The 21,713-nt window shown below is 39.6% G+C and carries 15 protein-coding genes; 3 read left to right on the top strand and 12 right to left on the bottom strand.

The features are described from left to right. Positions 1-13 precede the first annotated feature (13 nt). The 3 genes from plsX (at position 14) to NE558_RS10405 (ending at position 3,957) form a co-directional block, all read left to right on the top strand. Positions 14-1,006 (top strand): phosphate acyltransferase PlsX, encoded by a 993-nt coding sequence (gene plsX, locus NE558_RS10415; RefSeq protein ID WP_256149997.1) that lies wholly within the window; start codon positions 14-16, stop codon positions 1,004-1,006. 451 nt (positions 1,007-1,457) lie between these two features. After that, complete coding sequence (locus NE558_RS10410) at positions 1,458-2,684, top strand: nucleotidyltransferase (protein ID WP_256149995.1); 1,227 nt, start codon at positions 1,458-1,460, stop codon at positions 2,682-2,684. A gap of 169 nt (positions 2,685-2,853) precedes the next feature. Beyond that, positions 2,854-3,957: a nucleoside recognition domain-containing protein gene (locus NE558_RS10405; protein ID WP_256149993.1), complete on the top strand. Its 1,104-nt coding sequence runs from the start codon at positions 2,854-2,856 to the stop codon at positions 3,955-3,957. Positions 3,958-3,959: 2 nt separating this feature from the next. On the opposite strand, the gene NE558_RS10400 is transcribed toward NE558_RS10405, so the two are convergent. The 12 genes from NE558_RS10400 to NE558_RS10345 form a co-directional block, all read right to left on the bottom strand. Next, positions 3,960-4,463 (bottom strand): ATPase, encoded by a 504-nt coding sequence (locus NE558_RS10400; protein WP_066051991.1) that lies wholly within the window; start codon positions 4,461-4,463, stop codon positions 3,960-3,962. Between the two features lie 9 nt (positions 4,464-4,472). Further along, positions 4,473-4,952, bottom strand: coding sequence for a pantetheine-phosphate adenylyltransferase (gene coaD / locus NE558_RS10395; RefSeq protein ID WP_256149991.1), 480 nt, complete (start codon positions 4,950-4,952; stop codon positions 4,473-4,475). After that, entirely contained in the window at positions 4,949-5,509 is a 561-nt protein-coding gene (gene rsmD / locus NE558_RS10390) for a 16S rRNA (guanine(966)-N(2))-methyltransferase RsmD (protein WP_256149990.1), read from the bottom strand. Before rsmD ends, coaD begins: the two co-directional genes overlap by 4 nt. A gap of 359 nt (positions 5,510-5,868) precedes the next feature. Beyond that, positions 5,869-7,638, bottom strand: coding sequence for a pyruvate kinase (gene pyk, locus NE558_RS10385; protein WP_256149989.1), 1,770 nt, complete (start codon positions 7,636-7,638; stop codon positions 5,869-5,871). Positions 7,639-7,776: 138 nt separating this feature from the next. Next, positions 7,777-8,757 (bottom strand): 6-phosphofructokinase, encoded by a 981-nt coding sequence (pfkA, locus tag NE558_RS10380; RefSeq protein ID WP_256149988.1) that lies wholly within the window; start codon positions 8,755-8,757, stop codon positions 7,777-7,779. A gap of 23 nt (positions 8,758-8,780) precedes the next feature. After that, complete coding sequence (gene mtrB, locus NE558_RS10375) at positions 8,781-9,023, bottom strand: trp RNA-binding attenuation protein MtrB (protein ID WP_330643453.1); 243 nt, start codon at positions 9,021-9,023, stop codon at positions 8,781-8,783. A 12-nt stretch (positions 9,024-9,035) separates the two neighbouring features. Then, positions 9,036-12,515 (bottom strand): DNA polymerase III subunit alpha, encoded by a 3,480-nt coding sequence (locus NE558_RS10370; protein WP_256149987.1) that lies wholly within the window; start codon positions 12,513-12,515, stop codon positions 9,036-9,038. Between the two features lie 361 nt (positions 12,516-12,876). Beyond that, positions 12,877-14,082, bottom strand: coding sequence for an ABC transporter permease (locus NE558_RS10365; RefSeq protein ID WP_256149986.1), 1,206 nt, complete (start codon positions 14,080-14,082; stop codon positions 12,877-12,879). Further along, entirely contained in the window at positions 14,079-14,774 is a 696-nt protein-coding gene (locus tag NE558_RS10360; RefSeq protein ID WP_256149985.1) for an ABC transporter ATP-binding protein, read from the bottom strand. The genes NE558_RS10365 and NE558_RS10360 overlap by 4 nt, the downstream gene beginning before the upstream one ends. Positions 14,775-14,784: 10 nt before the next feature. Further along, positions 14,785-15,966 (bottom strand): efflux RND transporter periplasmic adaptor subunit, encoded by a 1,182-nt coding sequence (locus NE558_RS10355; protein ID WP_256149984.1) that lies wholly within the window; start codon positions 15,964-15,966, stop codon positions 14,785-14,787. A 204-nt stretch (positions 15,967-16,170) separates the two neighbouring features. After that, positions 16,171-19,698 carry a pyruvate:ferredoxin (flavodoxin) oxidoreductase gene (nifJ, locus tag NE558_RS10350; RefSeq protein WP_256149983.1) on the bottom strand — a complete coding sequence of 1,176 codons (3,528 nt, stop codon included), beginning with the start codon at positions 19,696-19,698 and terminating at the stop codon, positions 16,171-16,173. Between the two features lie 666 nt (positions 19,699-20,364). Beyond that, positions 20,365-21,381 carry a copper amine oxidase N-terminal domain-containing protein gene (locus NE558_RS10345; RefSeq protein ID WP_256149982.1) on the bottom strand — a complete coding sequence of 339 codons (1,017 nt, stop codon included), beginning with the start codon at positions 21,379-21,381 and terminating at the stop codon, positions 20,365-20,367. Between the last annotated feature and the right edge of the window lie 332 nt (positions 21,382-21,713).

The raw sequence follows: 21,713 nt of genomic DNA, 5'->3' as shown, positions 1-21,713 counted from the left end.
CTCAGGTGATTTCATGGATAAAAAAGTAATCGTAGCCCTGGATGCCATGGGTGGCGACTTGGCCCCTGTTGAGATTGTAAAAGGTGCCGTAGATGCAGTTAAAGAATTAAATGTTGATATAAAGCTTGTCGGTCAGCAAGATAAGATAAATGCTGAGCTTGCTAAATACACATATCCGAAAGAACATATACAAGTGGTACATGCAGAAGAAGTCATCGGTACAGACGAAGTTCCTACCTCAGCAATCCGCAGAAAAAAAGACTCTTCTCTGGTTGTAGGGTTAAATCTTGCAAAAAGCGGAGAGGCCGATGCATTTGTCTCTGCTGGAAGTACCGGCGCATTACTTACTGGCGCTTTATTGATCGTAGGTCGCATCGAAGGTGTAGAGCGCCCTGCTCTTGGAACCTGCCTGCCTACAAAAACTGGATTTACCTTCCTTCTGGATAGTGGCGCAAATGTAGATTGTAAAGCTAAATATTTGGAGCAGTTCGCAAAGATGGGTTCTGTTTATATTGAGAATATATTCGGTATAGCACAGCCAAAGGTTGCTTTGGTTAACATCGGTGCAGAAAAAGAAAAAGGAAATGCGCTGACCAAAGAAGCTTATGAGTTGTTGGAAGTAAGCGAAAATATAAATTTTGTAGGGAATATTGAACCAAGAAACATCCCCTTTGGAGAGGCTGATGTTATCGTCTGTGATGGCTTTGTGGGTAATACCATTTTGAAGCTTAGTGAAGGCTTAAGCAAAACCTTGATTGATATTATTAAAGAAGAAATAACCGCTGGTTCCTATAAATTTGCTGCAGCAATGCTAAAAACACCTTTTCGAAATGTAAAAAAACGCTTTGATTCTGACGAGGTTGGTGGTGCACCATTTATCGGGCTGAAATCCCTGGTTGTGAAAGCCCATGGCAGTTCAAATGCAAGAGCCATCAAAAATGCCATTCGCCAATGCGTGTTATTTACAGAAGCCGATATCGTTGGCAAAATAAAAGATAAGCTGTAATTAGCAATAAATCATAAATATTGGGGGAAGCCTTTTTCCCATCTGAATAAATTATTTTCACTACCCGCCTAATATTATAGGCGGGTTTTTTATGCAAATATATCCATCTAAATACCTCCACCCTATAGCTCGATGTCAACAAATCTTGATATCCCTTCCATTCTGCAATGGTCTGAATATAAACCCTCTCCCTTTTCTTTGTCAATGCTCAGCTTTATATCATAGAGAATACTCTTAATTACTAGTGCAGAAAGCTAAGAATTAACTTATCCCCTTTCGCAAGTTTACCCTGGTAAACAGAATTCAACTATTTTTATTAACATTCTTTGTAATACAACAAATGTCGAAAGCTTTCTGTCATCCACTTCTTTTTATACCATCCCTTCTTGTCTTTTTATGGTATAATATATTATAAAAAAAGAAATACCCTCTGGGAAAAGGAGATGTAGAAATGAAAACACTTGGTATCATAACGGAATATAATCCTTTTCACCTTGGACACCAGTATATGATAGAAGAGGCGAAGAGAAAAAGTGGCGCTGACCGTGTTGTGGTGGTAATGAGCGGTAGTTTTGTGCAACGAGGTGAACCTGCTTTTTTTGATAAATGGACCCGAGCCAAAGGGGCATTGCTCAATGGTGTAGACATGGTGCTGGAGCTTCCTGTTCTGTTTGCCACCGCAAATGCGGAAACTTTTGCCTCTGCTGCCGTTCGAATCTTAGAAGATACAGGAATTGTGGATATCCTTGCCTTTGGCTCAGAAAGCGGAAACCTACCTGCTCTTCAAGAAGCGGCAAAATTAATGACAAACGAGACTGAGGAATATCGCTCTCTCCTAAAAACCCACCTAGATGAGGGTCTATCCTACCCTAGCGCCCGTGCTAAGGCTATGGAAACCATTTCAAATATCAATAGTGAGATTTTAAGTCAACCAAATCATATTTTAGCGTTGGAGTATTTAAAAGCTTTGGAACGCTACCAATGCAATATGACCCCATTGGCTATCAAACGTGAAGGTGCTGCCTATCATAGCACCTCCTTGGAAAGTAAATTTGCTTCAGCCTCAGCAATACGAACAGGAATATTAGAAGAGCAACTCACAAAATCATTTTCTCAAGTCCCGGAAAATTGTGCCTCTCTTTATAGCAAAGCTCTTTCCTTAGGAACAGCTCCTGTCCTCTGGAAAAACTATGCGGGGCCGTTAAACTATAAATTAAGAACCATGTCATCAGAAGATATGAGACAAATTTTTGAAGTAACAGAGGGTCTGGAAAACAGAATTTTAAGATCAATTGATTCTGCCTATGAGATTGAAGATATTATTGATTTTGTCAAATCCAAACGATATACTCGGACGAAAATACAGCGCATCCTTCTTCATATTCTACTTGATATCAAAGGCGCTGAGGTAGCGTATTTTATGAAAAAACCTTATATACCTTACATACGTGTTCTAGGGTTCCGCAAAGAAAATGCAGAGCTATTAGGGGATCTAACAATGCATGCCAAATGCCCTGTTCTGACTAATTTAAAAAAAGCTCCTGAAATTCTCAATGAAGATGGTCTGCACCTTTTGGCGCTGGAAAAAACCGCTACTGATTTATATGCAATGGCATCACCCACCCCTCTTTATCGGGGTGCTAACCAGGATTTTACTATGCCAATGGCGATTCTATAACATAGAATTTACTCTGTCAAAAGTACTTTTTAGATTATAAATATTGAGAAATAGAACGAACCTCACACACGCTTCTTTATACCATTAACTGTTTTACTTTTAACTTGCCCTCATACAACAGCATTTCAAGGCATAAATTGTAACAATACATAATGGAAGAAGCATTAAAATGAAAAAAAACTCCTTTGTTATCCTTTGTACCTGTTTTTTAATTTTCGCCTTACTACGCTATCCTCAGGCTATGTTGGCAGCAAGTACAAAGGGTGTCATGCTATGGTTTAATCAAGTTTTACCATCCTTGTTCCCATTTATGGTGGCCTGTGGGCTATTATTACGAATGGGTGCTGCAGAATCAGTGGGGGAATGGCTAAGACCTCTGATGAGACCCCTCTTTGGTCTTCCGGGAATTGCTGCATTCCCTTTTTTTCTTGGAATATTTTCCGGTTATCCCATGGGGGCGAAAATCACCGCCTCTTTGTATTCAGAGAAGAAAATTTCACTTTCACAGGCGGAACATATTTTATCCTTTTGTAATAATCCAGGCCCACTGTTTCTGGTAGGAACAGTAGGTGCCTCTTTTTTTCAAGCACCTTATTGGGGATACATCTTTTTATTATGCTGTTTTTTGGGGGCAGTCGCAACGGGAATCCTTTTTCGCCTGTTTTATCCCCAAAATGCTGGAGATGATTTTGTTCTTTATCATAAAAAAAGCCCTGCGTCTATCACCCAATGTCTGCCTCAAACCATTGCCGATTCCATGGATACCGTCACACAAATCGGAGGCTATATTATACTTTTTGCTGTTTATGTGGAGGCTTTTCAGCAAACAGGTTTACTGCATCTCATTGCAAAAGCCTTTTCTTATTTACCGTTCTCCGTAGATTTTTTTTCCGGCGTATTGGGTGGATTGCTAGAAATGACCAACGGTGCATTTCTCTTAAGCTATGCTCCAGACCCATTGATTTATAGACTCACCGCTACCTGTATGCTGGTGGCATTGGGCGGTCTGTCCATTTTATGTCAGACTATGGGTATTTTAAGAAATGTACCCATTAAAAAAAGCCGCTATCTTGCGGCTAAAATTTGTAATAGTATATTTAGTGGTCTGTTTTTTTATATTACTTTTCCATTCATAGAAAAATACGTACAAAAAACAGTTCCTACCTTTGCTATGATGGCAGAAACTGAATTTTTCTTTCCCGTTTCATATTTAAAATACAGTCTTTTATTTCTTTTCTTCGCAATTGTATACTCTCTCTGGCAAAAACAATAGGATTATTTGCCTAAGCGCAGTTCTTGAATATTTTCAGCTAACACGTTCAGCGTTTGGGCAAAATAATCATCGGTTTTTATGCTCTCACTGTAAACAACGGCTTTCAATTCTTTCAGCTTACCCTCTGCATCAGCCAAAACACCCTCTGCATACTCCATGGCGCCTAAGCGCATTTCCTTGGAGGTTTTTTTTGCTGAATCAATAATGGCCGCTGCCTGCTCATATGCCTTTTTCGTTACCTCATTATCGTCAACCATTCTCACCATGCGATCTTCCGCATTTTTCAACAGCTCATCCGCTTCCCTTTGGGCATCTATCAAAATCTTATTTCTTTCCTCAATGACCCATTTTGATTGCTTTAATTCATTGGGAAGCTTCATACGGATTTCGCTGATAATATCATAAATTTCGTCTTTATCAACGGATACCTTGTTGCTAAAAGGCACCCCCTTGCTACTATCTAAAATCTCTTCCAATTCATCTAATAATTGCAAAACAGAATCCATAGCATTCCCTCACTTCTTATATTTTTCTAAAATAAAAGGCTTAATTTGCTGAGGAACCATAAAATCAATATTCCCACCAAAAACTGCAACTTCTTTAACATTTGTGGAACTTAAGCAAAGATGATCCTCATCCGCCGCCAAGAAAACCGTTTCCATATCCTTTCCAAGCTTACGGTTGATTAAATACATCTGATATTCCACTGCAAAATCCATTGTATTGCGAAGCCCTCTCACTGCGGCTGTTGCACCAACTTCCTTTGCAAAGTCAGCTAAAAGCCCACGAAAAGAGGCAACTTCAATATTTTCCATTTCAGAAAGAACCAATTCCAATTGTTCTTTTCTCTCTTCTACTGTAAATAAGGAGCATTTATTGGGATTTTCCAAAACTGCTACTACCAAAATATCAAACAGCTTTGCCGCTCGCTTGATAATATCCATATGTCCTAATGTGATAGGATCAAAGCTTCCTGCGTAAATAGCTTTTCTCATAAATTTTCTTCCTCCAGGCACAGAAACGTCATAACCGTAGTTCTGTACTCTTTTTCGCGTAAAACCCGAAGCCCATGTATGGGAACAAGGGGAATTTGTGCCGCGCGTTCAACAATAATATAACCATCTTTTTTCAGCAACCCGCCTCTGACAATTTCTTTGAGTGTGGACTCTGTAAGCCCTGCTGCATAAGGCGGATCTAAAAAAATAATATCAAATATAGCCTCTTCCTTTGAAAGCTGAGTTAAAGCCTGAAGAACTTCTAAGCCCAATACCCGCCCTAGCTTGTCCAATCCGGTATGCAGTAGGTTCTCCCGAATAATCTGTTGACACTGTGGATTATTCTCTACAAAAACTGCCCTTGATGCACCTCTGCTTAATGCCTCAATGCCAATGGCTCCACTTCCGGAAAACAAATCTAAAAAATCTGCCTCAGGCAAATCAAAAGCAATAATATTAAATAAAGTCTCCTTTATCCTGTCTGTGGTGGGTCTTGTGGATAAACCTTCAATTGTTTGTAGTTTCCGTCCTTTTGCCAACCCAGAGATTACTCTCATAACATACCACCCGCTACTTTCCGTTTCGTTACATCATTCTTACTATATCAAAAATCTTAATAAAACACAATAAAAAACTCTTTCATTTTCTTTAACTATAGGGGTTTTACCTAAATATGGAGTGTCATTTTTAAAAACGTATACTTTTTAATTGTATCAAAAAATCATAATTAAATCTAAGAACATAATTTTCCATTGTCCAGTTTTAAGGTCATCGGGTATTCCAATCAAAACATACAAATCTTTTTTTATCTCAATTGAATTGCTTTAGATCATCGTTTCAATTTGCTTAACTCATTTGCCATATTCATTCTCATAAAAAAGGCCATACCAAATTGGTATGACCTTTTATTGAACTATCAATCTTTTGGTTTGTCTCCAGGCAATCCTGCATACACAAATCCTGTTGCAGCATCAACTGAAATCAGTGCGTCACAAGGAATAAAATCTGTAACCTTGGCATTACAAATAATGACGGGAATATTCAATGCTCTTCCTGCAATCTCTGCATGGCAGTTGTCACTATGATCCAAAGGTCCAACAATAATGGCTGATGCCTTTTGAATATATGGCATAAAATCATTGTCCGTAGAAGTTGCAACTAAAATGTCACCCTTTTGAAAGTTGCGCTCTATATCTTCTCGAACCTTGATGACTCTCGCTCTGCCGCTGGCTTTTTTGTTGCCAACACCAATTCCTTTGCATAACACATCTCCAACAATATCCACTCGAAGAGTGTTGGTAGCACCGCTTACGCCCAACGGCATACCAAGTGCCATAACAACAGTGTCACCATTTTTCACCAGCCCACTGGCTTGAATGATATTCATACCGGTGTCAAAAACTCTACCCTGGGGAAGCTTATCCTTATGAAGCATTGGCTTACAGCCCCATACCAGGTTAAGCTGACGCCAAACTCTTTCCGCCATCGTTGCCGCAACAATCGGGCAAACAGGTCTATGTTTGGATATCATTCTGGCAGTAAAACCGGATTGGGTAATGGTGCAGATACATGCTGTATTTAATTCAGCCGCAGTGCTGCAGGCTGCAAAGCTAATGGCATTGGTGATATTTGTTGTTACGCCATCTGGTTGTCTGGTTAATAACTTGCTGTAATTGATACTGCTTTCTGTTTTTTCAGCAATACGAGCCATGGTTGCAACCGCTTCAAGGGGATAATTTCCTGCCGCAGTTTCACCAGAAAGCATAATGGAATCACTTCCGTCAAAAATAGCATTGGCAACATCATTTGCCTCTGCTCGTGTAGGTCTGGGGCTATTGACCATGCTTTCCAGCATTTGTGTAGCAGTGATAACTGGCTTGCTGCGTTGGTTCGCCTTTGCAATTAACTGCTTTTGAACCAAGGGTACTTCTTCAGGGTGAATTTCCACACCCAAGTCACCTCTGGCAACCATAATACCATCAGAAACCTCTAAAATTTCATCAATATTATCAACACCTTCTTGGTTTTCAATTTTTGCAATGATATGGATACCGTCGCCGCCATTCTTCTCCAATACTCTTCTGATTCTTGTTACATCGGCAGCAGAGCGTATAAAGGATGCTGCTACTATATCAAATCCGTTTTTAATACCGAATTTCAAGTCTTCTATGTCTTTCTCAGTTAAAGCAGGCAAATTCACTCTTATTCCAGGAAGATTCACACCTTTTTTGGAACCAACCTTGCCACCATTAATAACGGAACATTGAACCTCAGGCCCTACAATGCGATCAACCTTAAGCTCAATCAAACCGTCATCAATTAAGATGCGAGAACCAACCTGCACATCTTTCGGTAAATCTAAATAGGTAACAGACACCTTTTCCTTAGTTCCTTCCACATCCTCGGTAGTTAAGGTAAATTTCTCTCCCTGTTCCAGAATAATTTTACCCTCGGCAAAGGTCTTAATTCTGATTTCAGGTCCTTTTGTGTCCAGTATTAAGGGAATGGGTACACCCAATTCCTCTCTGGCCTGCTTTAGTTTTTTAATCATTTCCCCGTGAGATTCGTATGTCCCATGGGAAAAATTCACACGAGCGGCGTCTAACCCATTTTGAATTAAACTTTTCATAATCTCAACACTATCCGTTGCCGGCCCCAGTGTGCATACAATTTTTGTCCTGCGCATTGCAGTACCTCCTCTTTCTGTACAATTAATAATATAAAACAATTAAAATTCTTGGATAAAAGACTCCTTTGCTCGCAAATCTCTTTGCAAGAGGTTTTTTTCCATTCCTATTCAAAACTGTCCAACCAAGAATTTTAATTATATAGCAAGAATTTTAATTACGTTGTAGATATCCTGATCTAAAGTTTTCTCCATCCCCAAAGATTCTTCAAGATCAATAATTTCATATTTCCCCTTGTTAAAGCAGATAACTTGATTCTCTTTCCCATCCAATATGGTTTTTACGGCATGATAACCCATCATAGAAGCATGCATACGGTCAATTGCTGTGGGGCTACCACCTCTTTGCAAATGGCCTAGTATGGTTGCTCTGGTTTGAATACCTGTGATATCTTGAATATCCTTGGCCAGTTTCTGGGTGCCCCCAACGCCTTCTGCAACCACAATTAAGTTGTGCCGCTTGCCAATGCTTCTATTTTCCAAAATCTGTTGAATCACCTTCTGGCTGTCAATGAAGTCCTTGGCTTCCGGAAACATAACATCTTCGGCACCGCCCACCATACCGCACCATACGGCGATATAACCGGCATCACGGCCCATAACTTCAACCACAGAACAGCGCTCATGGGAGCTGGATGTATCTCTCAGCTTATTTAAGGCATCCATACCGGTATTTACAGCGGTATCAAAACCAATGGAATACTCTGTGCTGTTCATATCTAAATCGATGGTAGCGGGAATACCAATGCAGTTAACACCAAGCTTTGCCAGCTCTGCCATACCTCTGTAAGAGCCGTCCCCACCAATAACCACCAGAGCATCTAAACCTAAAATTTTATAAATTGCGGCAGCTTTATTCAGTCCTTCTTGTGTCATCATTTCAGGGCAGCGCGCCGTATGCAAAATAGTACCGCCTAAGTTCATCACATTAGATACGTCCTTGCTGTACATCTCCTTGATTTCACCATTTAAGAGTCCGTTATAACCTTTGCGGATACCAATTACCTGAATATCATGAAAGAGTGCTGTTCTTACAACTGCACGAATGGCAGCATTCATCCCGGGAGCATCCCCCCCGCTGGTCAATACACCAATTTTGCGAATCTTTTTCTGCTCCATCACATTTTCCTCCAATCCCAAAATTATTCCTTCTCAAATTTTTCTGACTGAATCACCCCAAATTGAGTATAAATCTCTGCCTCACCTCTTATTTTAATGGCAGACGTATTCGTGGTAAATTGGGCAATTAAAACCTCACCCTTGTCGAGTTTTTCCGTATGATGAATTTTTGTAACCTCTCCACGGGTTACTCCAATAATACTTACGCCCTTTTCTAAGGCTTTCACGCATATATATGGGGTGTTTTCCATATCTTTTTCATTCACACGCAATTCCTCCTAACTATCCTTCATGACCACGTTACCCTTACCCAGCAAAAGCTTTAACTCCTCTTGCATATCTAAGGAACCATCCACCCAATTTTTTTTATCCGCTTTTCTTTTTTCTTTTGTGCTTTCTTGATAAATATAAACAGGTATTTCACCATGATAACGGGCTAAGATCGCCGTTATCTGCTGTAAAGGCACCTCTCTATCTTTCTCAATCTTCAGCCATATTGATGCTGATGATGTCGCCTCTAAATGTAATATCTGTATTTGGGATGCAATCACCTTTGCCTCTCCATCTGCCGATACATTTGAGCGGCCTTTCACCAATATTACCGCTTCTTCTAACAAAAGCTCAGAATATTGCTGATATACCTTTGGAAATACAACAATCTCTATGGTTCCTTGAAAATCTTCAAGGGTAAGAAACGCCATCTTATCATTGTTTCTAGTATATTTCACCGAAACCCCTGCAATCATACCGCCAACAATCACCTTCGTTTCATCAGGAATTTGTTGACCATCTTCGTCTTCTTCCCTAGGGAAAAAATCGATACTGCTATGGCTTATTTTTCTTCTTAAGCTATCCTCATATTCTGCCAATGGATGTCCGCTTACATAAATACCCAAAACTTCTTTTTCCATTGCCAGCTTATCTCTGGGCACAAACTCAGCCACATTGGGAAGATCATCTTGAAGCTGATAGCTTCCTTCACCCATATCTAATTCAAACAAATTTAATTGTCCTTCAATATTATTCTTTCTAGCCTGACCAATTCCATCCAAAATACTTTTGTAAATCGCCATATACTGACTTCTGGCACCACCTAAGGAATCCATTGCACCCGCCTTAATCAGACTTTCAAAACAACGCTTATTGATTTCTCCTGATTCCATGCGGTTGCAAAACTCAGTCATAGACAAAAACAAACCATCTCTGTCGCGCTCGGCAACCAATGCATTAACAACACCGCGACCTACATTTTTAATGGCGGCAAGTCCAAATCTTATCTTTCCATCAGAAACAGAAAAATGACCATATCCCTCATTAATATCGGGAGGCAGTAAAGCAATGCCCATTTTTTTGCATTCTTCAATATAGCTTGAAACCTTACTTGCGTTGTCCATAACACTGGTCATTAAAGCCGCCATAAATTCTACGGGATAATGGGCCTTTAACCATGCAGTTTGATATCCAACAACAGCATAGCAGGCCGCATGGCTCTTGTTAAAGGCATACTTGGCAAAGTCAGTCATTTCATCAAAGATTTTTTCCGCAACCTCAGCTGGTATTCCGTTTTTAACACATCCAGGAACCTCATCCCCAACGCCATATACGAAATTTTTTCTTTCTTCTGCCATCACCGATGCTTTTTTCTTACTCATGGCTCGGCGTACCAAATCACTTCGCCCAAGGCTGTAACCCGCCAAATCCCGCACAATCTGCATAACCTGCTCTTGGTAAACAATACAACCATACGTATTTTTTAATATTGGCTCTAAGCTTTTATGGGTATATTGAATATTCTCAGGGTTATTTTTACCCTTCACATATTTCGGAATAAAATCCATAGGGCCTGGACGATATAAGGAAATTCCCGCAATCAAATCTTCCAGCCGCTTAGGTTGAAGCTCCCGCATAAACTGCTTCATTCCCGCACTCTCCAGCTGAAAAACACCCTCTGTTTTTCCCTGACTGATAAGCTGATAGACTGTCTCATCATCATCAGGGATATTGTCAATGTCAATCTGAATTCCATGTATACGTTCCACTTCCTGCACAGCATTCTGAATCACAGTTAACGTTCTGAGGCCCAGGAAATCCATTTTTAATATGCCCAGCTCCTCTAAAAGAGTCATGGTATACTGGGTATTTACCTGCCCTTCATTTGCACTCAAAGGCACATATTCTACAACAGGTTTTTTACAAATGACAACACCTGCAGCATGGGTGGAAGAATGCCTTGGCAGTCCTTCTAAGCGCAAGGAAGTATCAATCAGACGATGGGTGTCCTCCTCCGTTTCATATGCCTTCTGTAAATCAGGATTCATAGTTAGAGCTTTTTTGATAGTGATTCCCAACTCGGTAGGTATCATTTTGGAAATACGGTCAACATCAGCATAAGGCATAGCCAAAGCACGGCCTACATCCTTAATTGCCGCTCTAGCTGCCATAGTTCCAAAGGTAATAATCTGGGCAACATGATCCTCCCCATATTTGCGAATTACATAGTCTATCACTTCTTGCCGCCGCTCATAACAAAAATCAATATCAATATCAGGCATACTGACACGTTCAGGATTCAAAAATCTCTCAAAAATCAAATCATATTTCAAAGGATCAATGGTAGTAATGGATAAACAGTAAGAAACCATACTCCCCGCCGCAGAACCTCTTCCTGGTCCAACAATGATTCCGTTGTCCTTAGCATATTTAATAAAATCCCAAACAATCAGGAAATAATCCACATACCCCATATTTTCTATGGTAGAAAGCTCATATTCCAGTCTTTCTTTCCACTCTTTTTTGCCTTCAGGATATTTTTCTTGAAAACCTGCTTCACATACCTCCCTTAGGTATTGATTGGCTGTTTTCCCTTGAGGCACATCAAACTGCGGCAGTTTAAGTTCATGAAACTGAAAGGAAACATTGCATCTTTCTGCAATCTTTGCTGTATTCTCCAACGCTTCAGGGACATTGGAAAATAAATCGTACATCTCTTCAGGGCTTTTTACATAAAACTGCCCGCCTTCATAACGCATGCGATCTTCATCTAAAATTGTTTTAGCCGTTTGAATACATAGCAAAATATCATGTGGCTCAGCATCCTCTTTATAGATATAATGACTGTCATTTGTAGCAATTAAAGGAATGCCTGTTTCCTCGCTCATGCGAATCAAAGCCATATTTACCTGCTTTTGCTCCCGCATACCGTGGTCTTGCAATTCAAGAAAATAGTTTCCCTTACCGAAAATATCCAAATACTCCAAAGCGGCTTCCTTTGCCTTTTCATAGGAAACATTAAGAATATTTCTAGCCACTTCCCCTGCTATACATGCACTGGATGCAATGAGTCCCTTATGGTGCTTGCGCAAAAGCTCTTTGTCAATACGGGGTTTATAATAAAAACCATCGATAAATCCATAAGAAACCAGCTTTATTAAATTCTGATAGCCCTCATCATTCTCAGCCAAAAGCACAAGATGATAATTGCCTCCGTTTTTTGCATCCTTCATAAGTCGGGACTCCGGAGCTACATAAACCTCACAACCAATAATGGGTTTTATGCCTGCCGCTAAAGCCTCCTTATAAAATTCAATGGCTCCATACATGGCTCCATGATCCGTTATGGCAATACTGTCCATACCCAATTCCTTTGCTCGAAGAACCAATTCCTTTATTTTTGCAGAACCGTCTAAAAGGCTATATTCTGTATGAACGTGCAGGTGCACAAAGGGTTTTGTTTCACTGCTATTTTCTTTAAACTCCATTTTGCACCTCCCATCATGCAATCTTTGCATATTTTGTTATATTATATCATATTTTCTTATGAGAAAAAAGAGAAAATAAAAATTTGTCCCGACTGGTTGAATTATGTCCCATGTTAAATGAATATAAGGAATCACCAATCAAGTCGCCATTTCATAATGTCTTTTAAATCTAACTATGTTATTATTTATTCTTTGCCACTTATGTCATAAACATAAGTATTCATTTTATGTAAAATTGCCATAGTTAAATCAAAATTTTTAGAGAATTCGCATCCTTCGAAGAATTCACTCATAAATGATTGTTGATGAAAAGTCTCACAAAAAAACAGTGTACAATTCTGCACACTGTTTTAATAATTCATTATTCATATCGCAAAGCTTCAACAGGGTCTTTTTTCGCCGCCTTATTGGCAGGGTATAAACCAAAGCCCAAACCAACTACTGCAGAAAAGACAACGGCTATCATTACCACTGTAGGCTTAACAACTACCCCAACCCCTACTATCATACCACCAATGGCAACAATAGAGATTCCTAAAATGGTACCGATTATTCCACCCGCCGCAGAAATTGCAGCAGCTTCAATCAAAAACTGAATCATTATATCCTTTGTCCTTGCACCAAGAGCTTTTCTGATACCGATTTCTCTTGTTCTTTCCGTAACAGAAACCAGCATGATATTCATAATTCCGATACCGCCTACAACCAGTGAAATGGCCGCAATGGCGCCAACTACCGCAGAAAGAGAACCCAGCATACCATCTATGCTTTTCATCTCCTCCTTAGCGGAGTAACAGGTCACATTATCAATAGGTTGGTTTTTCATTCTGGCGATATATGCCTGTATTTCATTTTGCAACTGTGTCATATCATATTTATCTGACATCCAGAAATACAATCCCCACTGCCCCTCGTCGTAATTTACCAGAACACCCTCAGGGGTATAAGCATTGGCAAAAGAGCCACCTTGCATTAACTTCATCAGTGCTGAATCAGTATTTTCATATACACCTATAATCAAAAGCTCTTCAGCTTGATTATTGATAGTCGTTTGCAATGACTTTCCTACTACATCTTCTTGACCAAAAATATTAACCGCCGTCGTTTTATCTACAACGACAAATTTTTTCTTTCCTTTAATATCTTTATTGTTTAGCATACGCCCATATACAATTTTAGGATCCTTTATTACCGTTGGGTTTTCTGCCATACCATTTAATGTAACCATTTCTTTTTTTCTGCCTGCTTTTAAGTCAGCTCTAGTAGAGCTTCTAAAGCTAACACAGGTTACCTTGTCACCCATAGCTTCCATCAGTTGATCCGCATCATCCTTTGTAAACATCTGCTCCGTTGAATAATAACCATCAGGAGAATTAATATAGGCCGCTACCAGACCGGAACCAAAGTTTTCATATTCCCCGGCCACAACGCTACGCATGGTATCTCCCAATGAAACGATGGCAATAACCGAGCTAATACCAATAATCATACCCAGCATGGTCAAAAAGGAACGCATTTTATTGGCACGAATAGAGAACATTGCCAATTTGATATTTTCGAATATCACCCCTCTTTCACCACCTTTTCATCGCTTACAATTTGCCCGTCTTGAAAACGGATAATCCGCTTTGTACACTGGGCAATATCTTCTTCATGGGTAACCACAACAACCGTTGCACCCTCATCGTTCAGCTTAGTGAAAAAACCCATAATTTCATGGGAGGATCGGCTGTCCAAGTTACCTGTTGGTTCATCGGCAAGTATCAAAGCTGGATCATTTGCCAACGCTCTGGCAATGGCAACTCTTTGCTTTTGACCGCCGGAAAGCTCATTTGGCAAATGATGTACACGACCTTCCAGTCCAACCTTGTGTAACAAACCCTCCGCCTTTGTTCTTCTCGCTTCCGCCTTCATACCTCCATATATCATAGGTATTTCCACATTCTTCAATGCGGAAGTTCTAGGAATTAACTGGAATGCCTGAAACACGAAACCTATTTTTTTATTTCTGATTGTTGAGAGCTCATCTTCGCTTTGTTTTACAATTGGAATCCCATCTAATAAATAAGTCCCCTGAAAATTTCTGTCCATACAGCCTAAAATATTCATAAGGGTAGATTTACCCGAACCAGATTGACCCATAATTGCCACATACTCTCCCTCTTCAATAGTAAGGGAAACATTTTGCAGTGCATGTACCTGTATGGCACCTGTATCATAAATCTTGTTTAATTCCTCAATTTTAATTACTTCCTTCATCCTGCACCTCCTACTGAGGGATAACGGTCATTCCTTCCGTCAGCGCAAGGCTGGGGCTCAGAACAATCTGCTGTCCTTCGGCTAATCCATCTCCCTGCACTTCAATCAGCAGGTCTGTCTCTAACCCAATTTTTACAGGTATGATATGAATTGTATTATCTTCTTTTACAGTATACACAACTGTAGAACCATCCTCAAGCTCACTAACAGCCTCATACGGAACCGTTAAAACTTGCTCAGACTTAGCAATATGAATAGTAGCCTTTGCAGTAATACCGGCAATTAACTTATCATTTGTGCCAATAACATCTATGTAAACTGGAACTACTCTTTCAGTGGAGTTTGCATCTTTATTTTCCCCTGTAGGAGAGATACGGGATACAACACCCTCTACATTTTCTCCGTTTAAAATATCTGCAGTGATATCTACCTTCTGTCCAAGCTTAATCTTAGCAATATCAGTCTCTTTCACTAACACCTTCATTTGCAATTTATCTATATTCTCAATGACAAACATAGGTTTGTCATTCTCTGTATCATTGGCAAATCGTCCAACCTTTGTATTCACACGGGTAATGGTACCGTCAATCATACTGGTAATCCTACAATCCTTTAAGGTATCCGCTTCAACATTGATTTTTCGGCTCATATTGTCCAATGTCTGTTTTTCGGAATCTGTTAAAACAGCTACACCATTTTTAGATGAAATGTCATCCAACTTTCTTTTTGCCTCATCCACTTCACTTTGACTGGCTGCATCAACATCAAACAAAGCCTTCACATCATCGTAATCCTTTTTTAGCTTGTCATATTCGTCCTGTCTTTTTTCCAGTGTTTCATTTTGCTGCATTTGTAATAAAGATAATTCCCCTTTGCTTAAACTCATCTGCTTCACAAGCTCAGAACTGTCCAGAACAGCCAGAAGCTGACCTTTTTTCACCTTGTCGCCTTCTTTGACCAATAGTTCTTTTACTTCATAGCGTAACTTTGATACTACTTCCGTGCTTTCTGTGCCTTCTAAAACCGCTTTTAGCTTTAATACCTCTTCCACATCTTGTTTCTCAACAAGAGAGGTACTAACCATTGTGCCTTCAGGAGTTTTGTTTCCTCCAAAAGCAACCTTTGCTCCAACTGCTACTACAATCAAGCCTGCAACAGCTATTAGTATTTTCTTCTTTTTAGATAAAGCCATGTAATTGCCTCCTCAGATTTTCTTATGTCCTTTATTATAGAAGATAAATTCTAAGAAGTCTCTCAATATTTCTTAATATTCTTTTAATTTATATATTTTTCCATTATTTGAGTATTAATACATACAGTTCTTATAATTTAAAGTCTACACATAAAAAGCGGGAAGCATTGCTTCCCGCTTTAAGTTTAACCTATTTTTTTAGAATTACTGGTTCGCCAATCTCTTGTAGTTTTCCAGTCTTTCTTTTGCATTTTTCTCAGATTCCACAAAGAGCGCTTCTGCTGCTTCAGGGAATGTTCTCTGCAAGGAGCTGTAACGAACTTCGCTTAATAAGAAGTCCTTGAAGCTTGCTGTAGGTTCCTTGGAATCCAATGTGAACGGATTCTTTCCTTCTTCTTTCAAAGTAGGATTGAATCTGTACATGTGCCAGTAACCAGCGTCAACAGCACGCTTGATTTCAGGCTGAGCACCGCTCATGCCACCCTTCATACCATGGTTGATACAAGGAGCGTAAGCGATAATCAAGGAAGGACCATCGTATTTTTCAGCCTCCAACATAGCCTTAACTACTTGGTTCTTATCAGCGCCCATAGCAACCTGAGCAACATATACATAACCATAGCTCATAGCCATCATACCAAGGTCTTTTTTCTTAATTCTCTTACCGGATGCAGCAAACTGCGCAACTGCACCAACAGGTGTAGCCTTAGAAGCCTGGCCACCAGTATTGGAGTAAACTTCGGTATCGAATACGAATACGTTTACGTCTTCGCCGGATGCCAATACATGGTCTAAACCGCCGTAACCGATATCGTAAGCCCAACCGTCACCACCAAAGATCCACTGAGATTTCTTAACCAACTGATCTTTGTTTTCAAGAACATAAGCAATAACACTCTTAACTTCTGCATCAGTGCCTTTATAAGCTTCCAAAGCAGCAACCAAAGCGTCAGCAGCAGCTCTGGATTTTTCGCCATCCTTCATTGTTGCAATCCATTCATCAGCAACTGCTGCAAAGGAAGCATCCAAAGATTTCAAAGTTTCAAGTCTGCCCTTGATTCCTTCTCTCATCTGTTTTACAGCTGTAGCCATACCTAAACCAAACTCAGCATTGTCTTCAAACAGAGAGTTTGCCCAAGCAGGACCACGGCCGTCTTTATTTGTTGTATAAGGCATAGAAGGTGCGGAACCACCCCAGATAGAGGAGCAGCCTGTTGCATTTGCAACATACATTCTATCGCCAAATAACTGTGTAATCAATTTTGCATAAGGTGTTTCACCACAGCCTGCACAAGCACCGGAGAACTCAAGCAGAGGCTGTTCAAACTGGCTGCCCTTTACAGATTCTTTGCCCATAGGGTTAGACTTAGGAGCAACTTCTTCAATTGCGAAATCCCAGTTTGCAATTTCAGCTTCCTGTGTAGCCATAGGCTGCATTACCAAAGCCTTCTTAGGAGCAGGGCAAACTACAGCACAGCTGCCGCAACCCATACAATCCAAAGGAGAAACCTGCATTCTGTATTTCAATTCGCCAAAGCCTGCGCCCTTAGCAGCAACTGCTGTAAAGCCTGCAGGAGCCTTTGCCAACTCTGCATCAGTAACCAATACAGGTCTAATTGTAGCATGAGGACATACAAAAGAGCACTGGTTACACTGGATACAGTTTTCAGGAATCCATTCAGGAACATCAACTGCAACACCGCGTTTTTCATAAGCAGATGTACCACAAGGGAATGTACCATCTTCTCTTCCGGAGAAAGCGGAAACAGGCAGATTATCGCCTTCCTGCGCATTCATAGGATGAACGATATTCTTAACGAAATCGGTTGCTTTTCTTGCTTCTTTCGCATCACCATCAACTGCATTTGCCCAATCAGCAGGAATTTCAACCTTAACCATACCTTCTACACCTTTATCAACAGCAGCGTAGTTCATGTTCAAGATTGTATCGCCCTTCTTACCGTAGGACTTTTTGATGGCACTCTTCATGTATTCAACAGCTTGTTCAATAGGAATGATATTTGCAAGCTTAAAGAAAGAAGACTGAAGAACAGTATTTACTCTGTTGCCCAAACCAATTTCCTTTGCAATTGCAGTACCATCAATAATATAGAATTTCGCATTCTTTTCAGCCAATTGTCTCTTTAATTTTGCAGGAAGCTTTTCATTCAATTCTTCCTTTGTCCATTCTGTATTTAACAAGAATGTACCGCCATCGTTCAATTCTGTAACCATATCATACAGATTAACATATTCTTGCTTGTGGCAAGCTACGAAGTCAGCTGTCTTAACTAAATATGTAGAACGAATAGGTTTTTTACCAAAACGTAAGTGAGATTGTGTAATACCACCAGATTTTTTGGAGTCATAGCTGAAGTAAGCCTGAGCGTACATATCTGTATGGTCACCAATAATCTTGATGGAGTTTTTGTTTGCACCAACGGTACCGTCAGCACCAAGACCCCAGAATTTGCAGCTGATTGTGCCGTCGCCTTCTGTTACGCTGATTTCCTTGCCAGCCTTCAAAGAGTGGCCTGTCACGTCGTCATTGATACCAATTGTGAAATGGTTTTTAGGCTTGTCCTGTGTCAAGTTTGCGTAAACAGCGATAAACTGCGCAGGTGTAACGTCCTTGGAACCTAAACCGTAACGTCCGCCAACAACAACAGGAGCTTGATCTGCTTCAAACATCGCTGTACAAACATCCATGTACAAAGGTTCGCCCTGAGAGCCGGGTTCTTTTGTTCTATCCAAAACAGCGATTTTCTTAACTGTCTTAGGAAGAACTTCTAACATCTTTGCAGCAACGAAAGGTCTGAACAGGTGAACCTTAACCAAACCAACTTTTTCGCCTTTTGCTGTCATGTAATCAATTGTTTCTTCAATTGCTTCACAAGCAGAACCCATAGCTACGATAACTCTGTCTGCATCGGGAGCGCCATAGTAATTGAATAATTTGTAATCTCTGCCTGTAATTCTGTTGATCTCGCCCAAATATTCTTCTACAACTGCAGGAAGTGCATCATAGAATTTATTTGCTGCTTCACGAGCCTGGAAGTAGATATCAGGATTCTGTGCTGTACCTCTGATAACAGGATGCTCAGGGTTTAAAGCGTTTCTCTTGAATGTATTTACAGCATCCATATCAACGATTTTTGCCAATTCATCATAATCTACACATTCGATTTTCTGAATTTCATGGCTGGTTCTAAAACCATCAAAGAAATGCAGGAAAGGAACTCTGCCTTTGATTGCAGCCAAATGGGCAACACAACCCAAATCCATAACTTCCTGAACGCTGTTAGATGCAAGCATCGCAAAGCCTGTCTGACGGCAAGCCATAACGTCGGAGTGATCACCGAAGATGGATAATGCCTGTGCAGCCAAAGCACGAGCTGTTACGTGGAATACGCCGGGAAGCAATTCACCGGAGATTTTGTACATATTTGGAATCATTAACAACAAACCCTGAGATGCAGTGTATGTTGTTGTCAACGCACCTGCTGCCAAAGAGCCGTGTACAGTACCGGAAGCGCCTGCTTCAGACTGCATTTCTACAACCTTTACAGTTTGGCCAAAAAGATTCTTTTTGCCATTTGCTGCCCAATCGTCTGTTTTTTCAGCCATTGGAGAAGATGGTGTGATGGGGAAAATGCCAGCTACTTCAGTAAACGCATAGGAAGCGTATGCAGCAGCTTCGTTACCGTCCATTGTTTTCATTACTTTAGACATTCGTACTTCCTCCTTACAAATTATAAATATAGTCTGTTTTTGTCTTGGAAAACCAGTCTGCCGTTCTCAGAACAAGTTCCCTCCGTTTCATTTAAAAATGGCAGATATTTGTCACAGTGATTGTCAGACAATTATCAATCTCCAATTCCATAAAAACGGTTGTTTTTTTACTCGTTCATTATACAATCAAACCTTTGTCTTTTCAACTATTAAAATAATTTTCAGCGTTATGTTTCTAACAAAAGGTTTTTTGGCGTCTTTGCTTAATACTTTCTACCAAAAAAAAATTTATTTATGCATTTTTCCAAAAAACTGAAGAATTGGCGCCTTTTTTGTGTCAGACAAGGCTTTTTTGTTTTCTATCGTAACAACGAAGAAAACGTCGAATTTACATTAGATTGATAATGTAATGTCAATAATATTTTTTTATTTTTTTCATTTATAAAACTAATTGATTCAATCCTGTAATTTCAAGATAATTGAATTACAAAAAACTGAATTTGAATTCTATCCAGCAAATAATTGTCGCTTTTTTAGGTTTATTAACATTTTTTGTAGTTTAATTCTTAGCCAGTTGGATTTAGACTTGTATTTCTACAATTCTTATATCCATACTATTTTCAGTGCAAACAACTTATAGGAAGAATTAATAAATAAAATTTCGTTCTACATTGCTGAAAGAGATATGAAATCCGCATATTTTGTCTGCCACTGTCCTTTTAATACGTCACCATTCCCGGGAAATAATACGACAGGCTTTTCTTCTTTTCCGGCATCAATCACGGCAAGCTCCTTTTGCTCAGTTATATAAAATAGTTGGTTCTCTACGAATGGTACCTGCCCCTTTACATTGTTAATGCCCTTTTCTGTAAGCATATCCGTCAAAAGTTTAGGTTTTTGTTCCCTTAAATCAATATTTACTGTTTTATAAATTGTTTCCTCACCTTTTTTGCCGTTCCAGCAAAGAGAAAGAAAATCCCCGTTAACCAAACCTTTCTTCAGCTGAAGGTAAAAGCTGCCATCCCCTTCGCTCTGCAAAAATTCATCACCTAAGCCTTGCATTTCTTGCATAATCTCTTTATTTAATCCTTTTTCGTAGCTTCCATCATTTAAGCCCATAATAACAGGAATCTCCAAACTATATTCTTTCCCTTCACTTTTCCCAACTAAGAAATCAGATGCAATAATAGGCATAAGTCCCTCTTTAGATTTCAGTGAAATTTGTTTTTTAGCACTATCCCATTTAACCTCTGTAGAAAAGAAATCAGAAAGTATAGATGATTCCCCATATAGACTTCCATTTATTGACTGCGGCGGCGTATGTAGCGTGATATGATATCCACACATTTGGGCACTGCTATTGCCTGCCTCAAGTACAAGTTTCTTTCCTTTATACATTACGGAAACACTTTTTGCCGTCTTGTCCCAAGTTACAGTCCCTCCAAGTCCTTGGGACACATTCCTTATTGGCAAAAGTAGAACATCCTCTTCATCATAATATAGAGGAATATTTCCTCCCTCATTATATATGTTTGTTTGCTCTTGCGTTGCAACGTCTTGTTGGGGCTTGGAGACCTCCATCTCCAGCTCCTTCGCCTCTGTAAGGCGCATAGAAAGTGTTATGGCACCGCATATCATGGCAGCGGATACACATATAATAACGGCAGTTTTTTTCATATACATAATTATTCTTCATTCCTTCTCATATTAATTCAAACATTCTTCCTATTTAAATGATAGTCTAATTTCACCTTTATTACTTAAGTAAATTAATTATTTGCTTTCTCATGTAAGCTTATTGTCTCACGCTCCATTTCTTTTTTCTTGACAAGTCTACACGTATCAAATAAATGTAAAAATTTAATTCTTTTTTCTAAGATCACACAATTAGCTTATCCCCTTGATTCTAATATGTTTTTAAATAGTTTCACTCGGATTATTATATTTCTTTTTAGTATAAAAAGAAAGATTTTTTAAAATCTTTTAAGAAATAGTATTTACTTGCATAATAACAT

Source organism: Anaerotignum propionicum, from assembly GCF_024461735.1.
In the GTDB taxonomy this organism is placed as follows: Bacteria; Bacillota; Clostridia; order Lachnospirales; family Anaerotignaceae; genus Chakrabartyella.
Note: the sequence above shows the minus strand (reverse complement) of the source record. Positions and strands in the feature narration are given on the sequence as shown.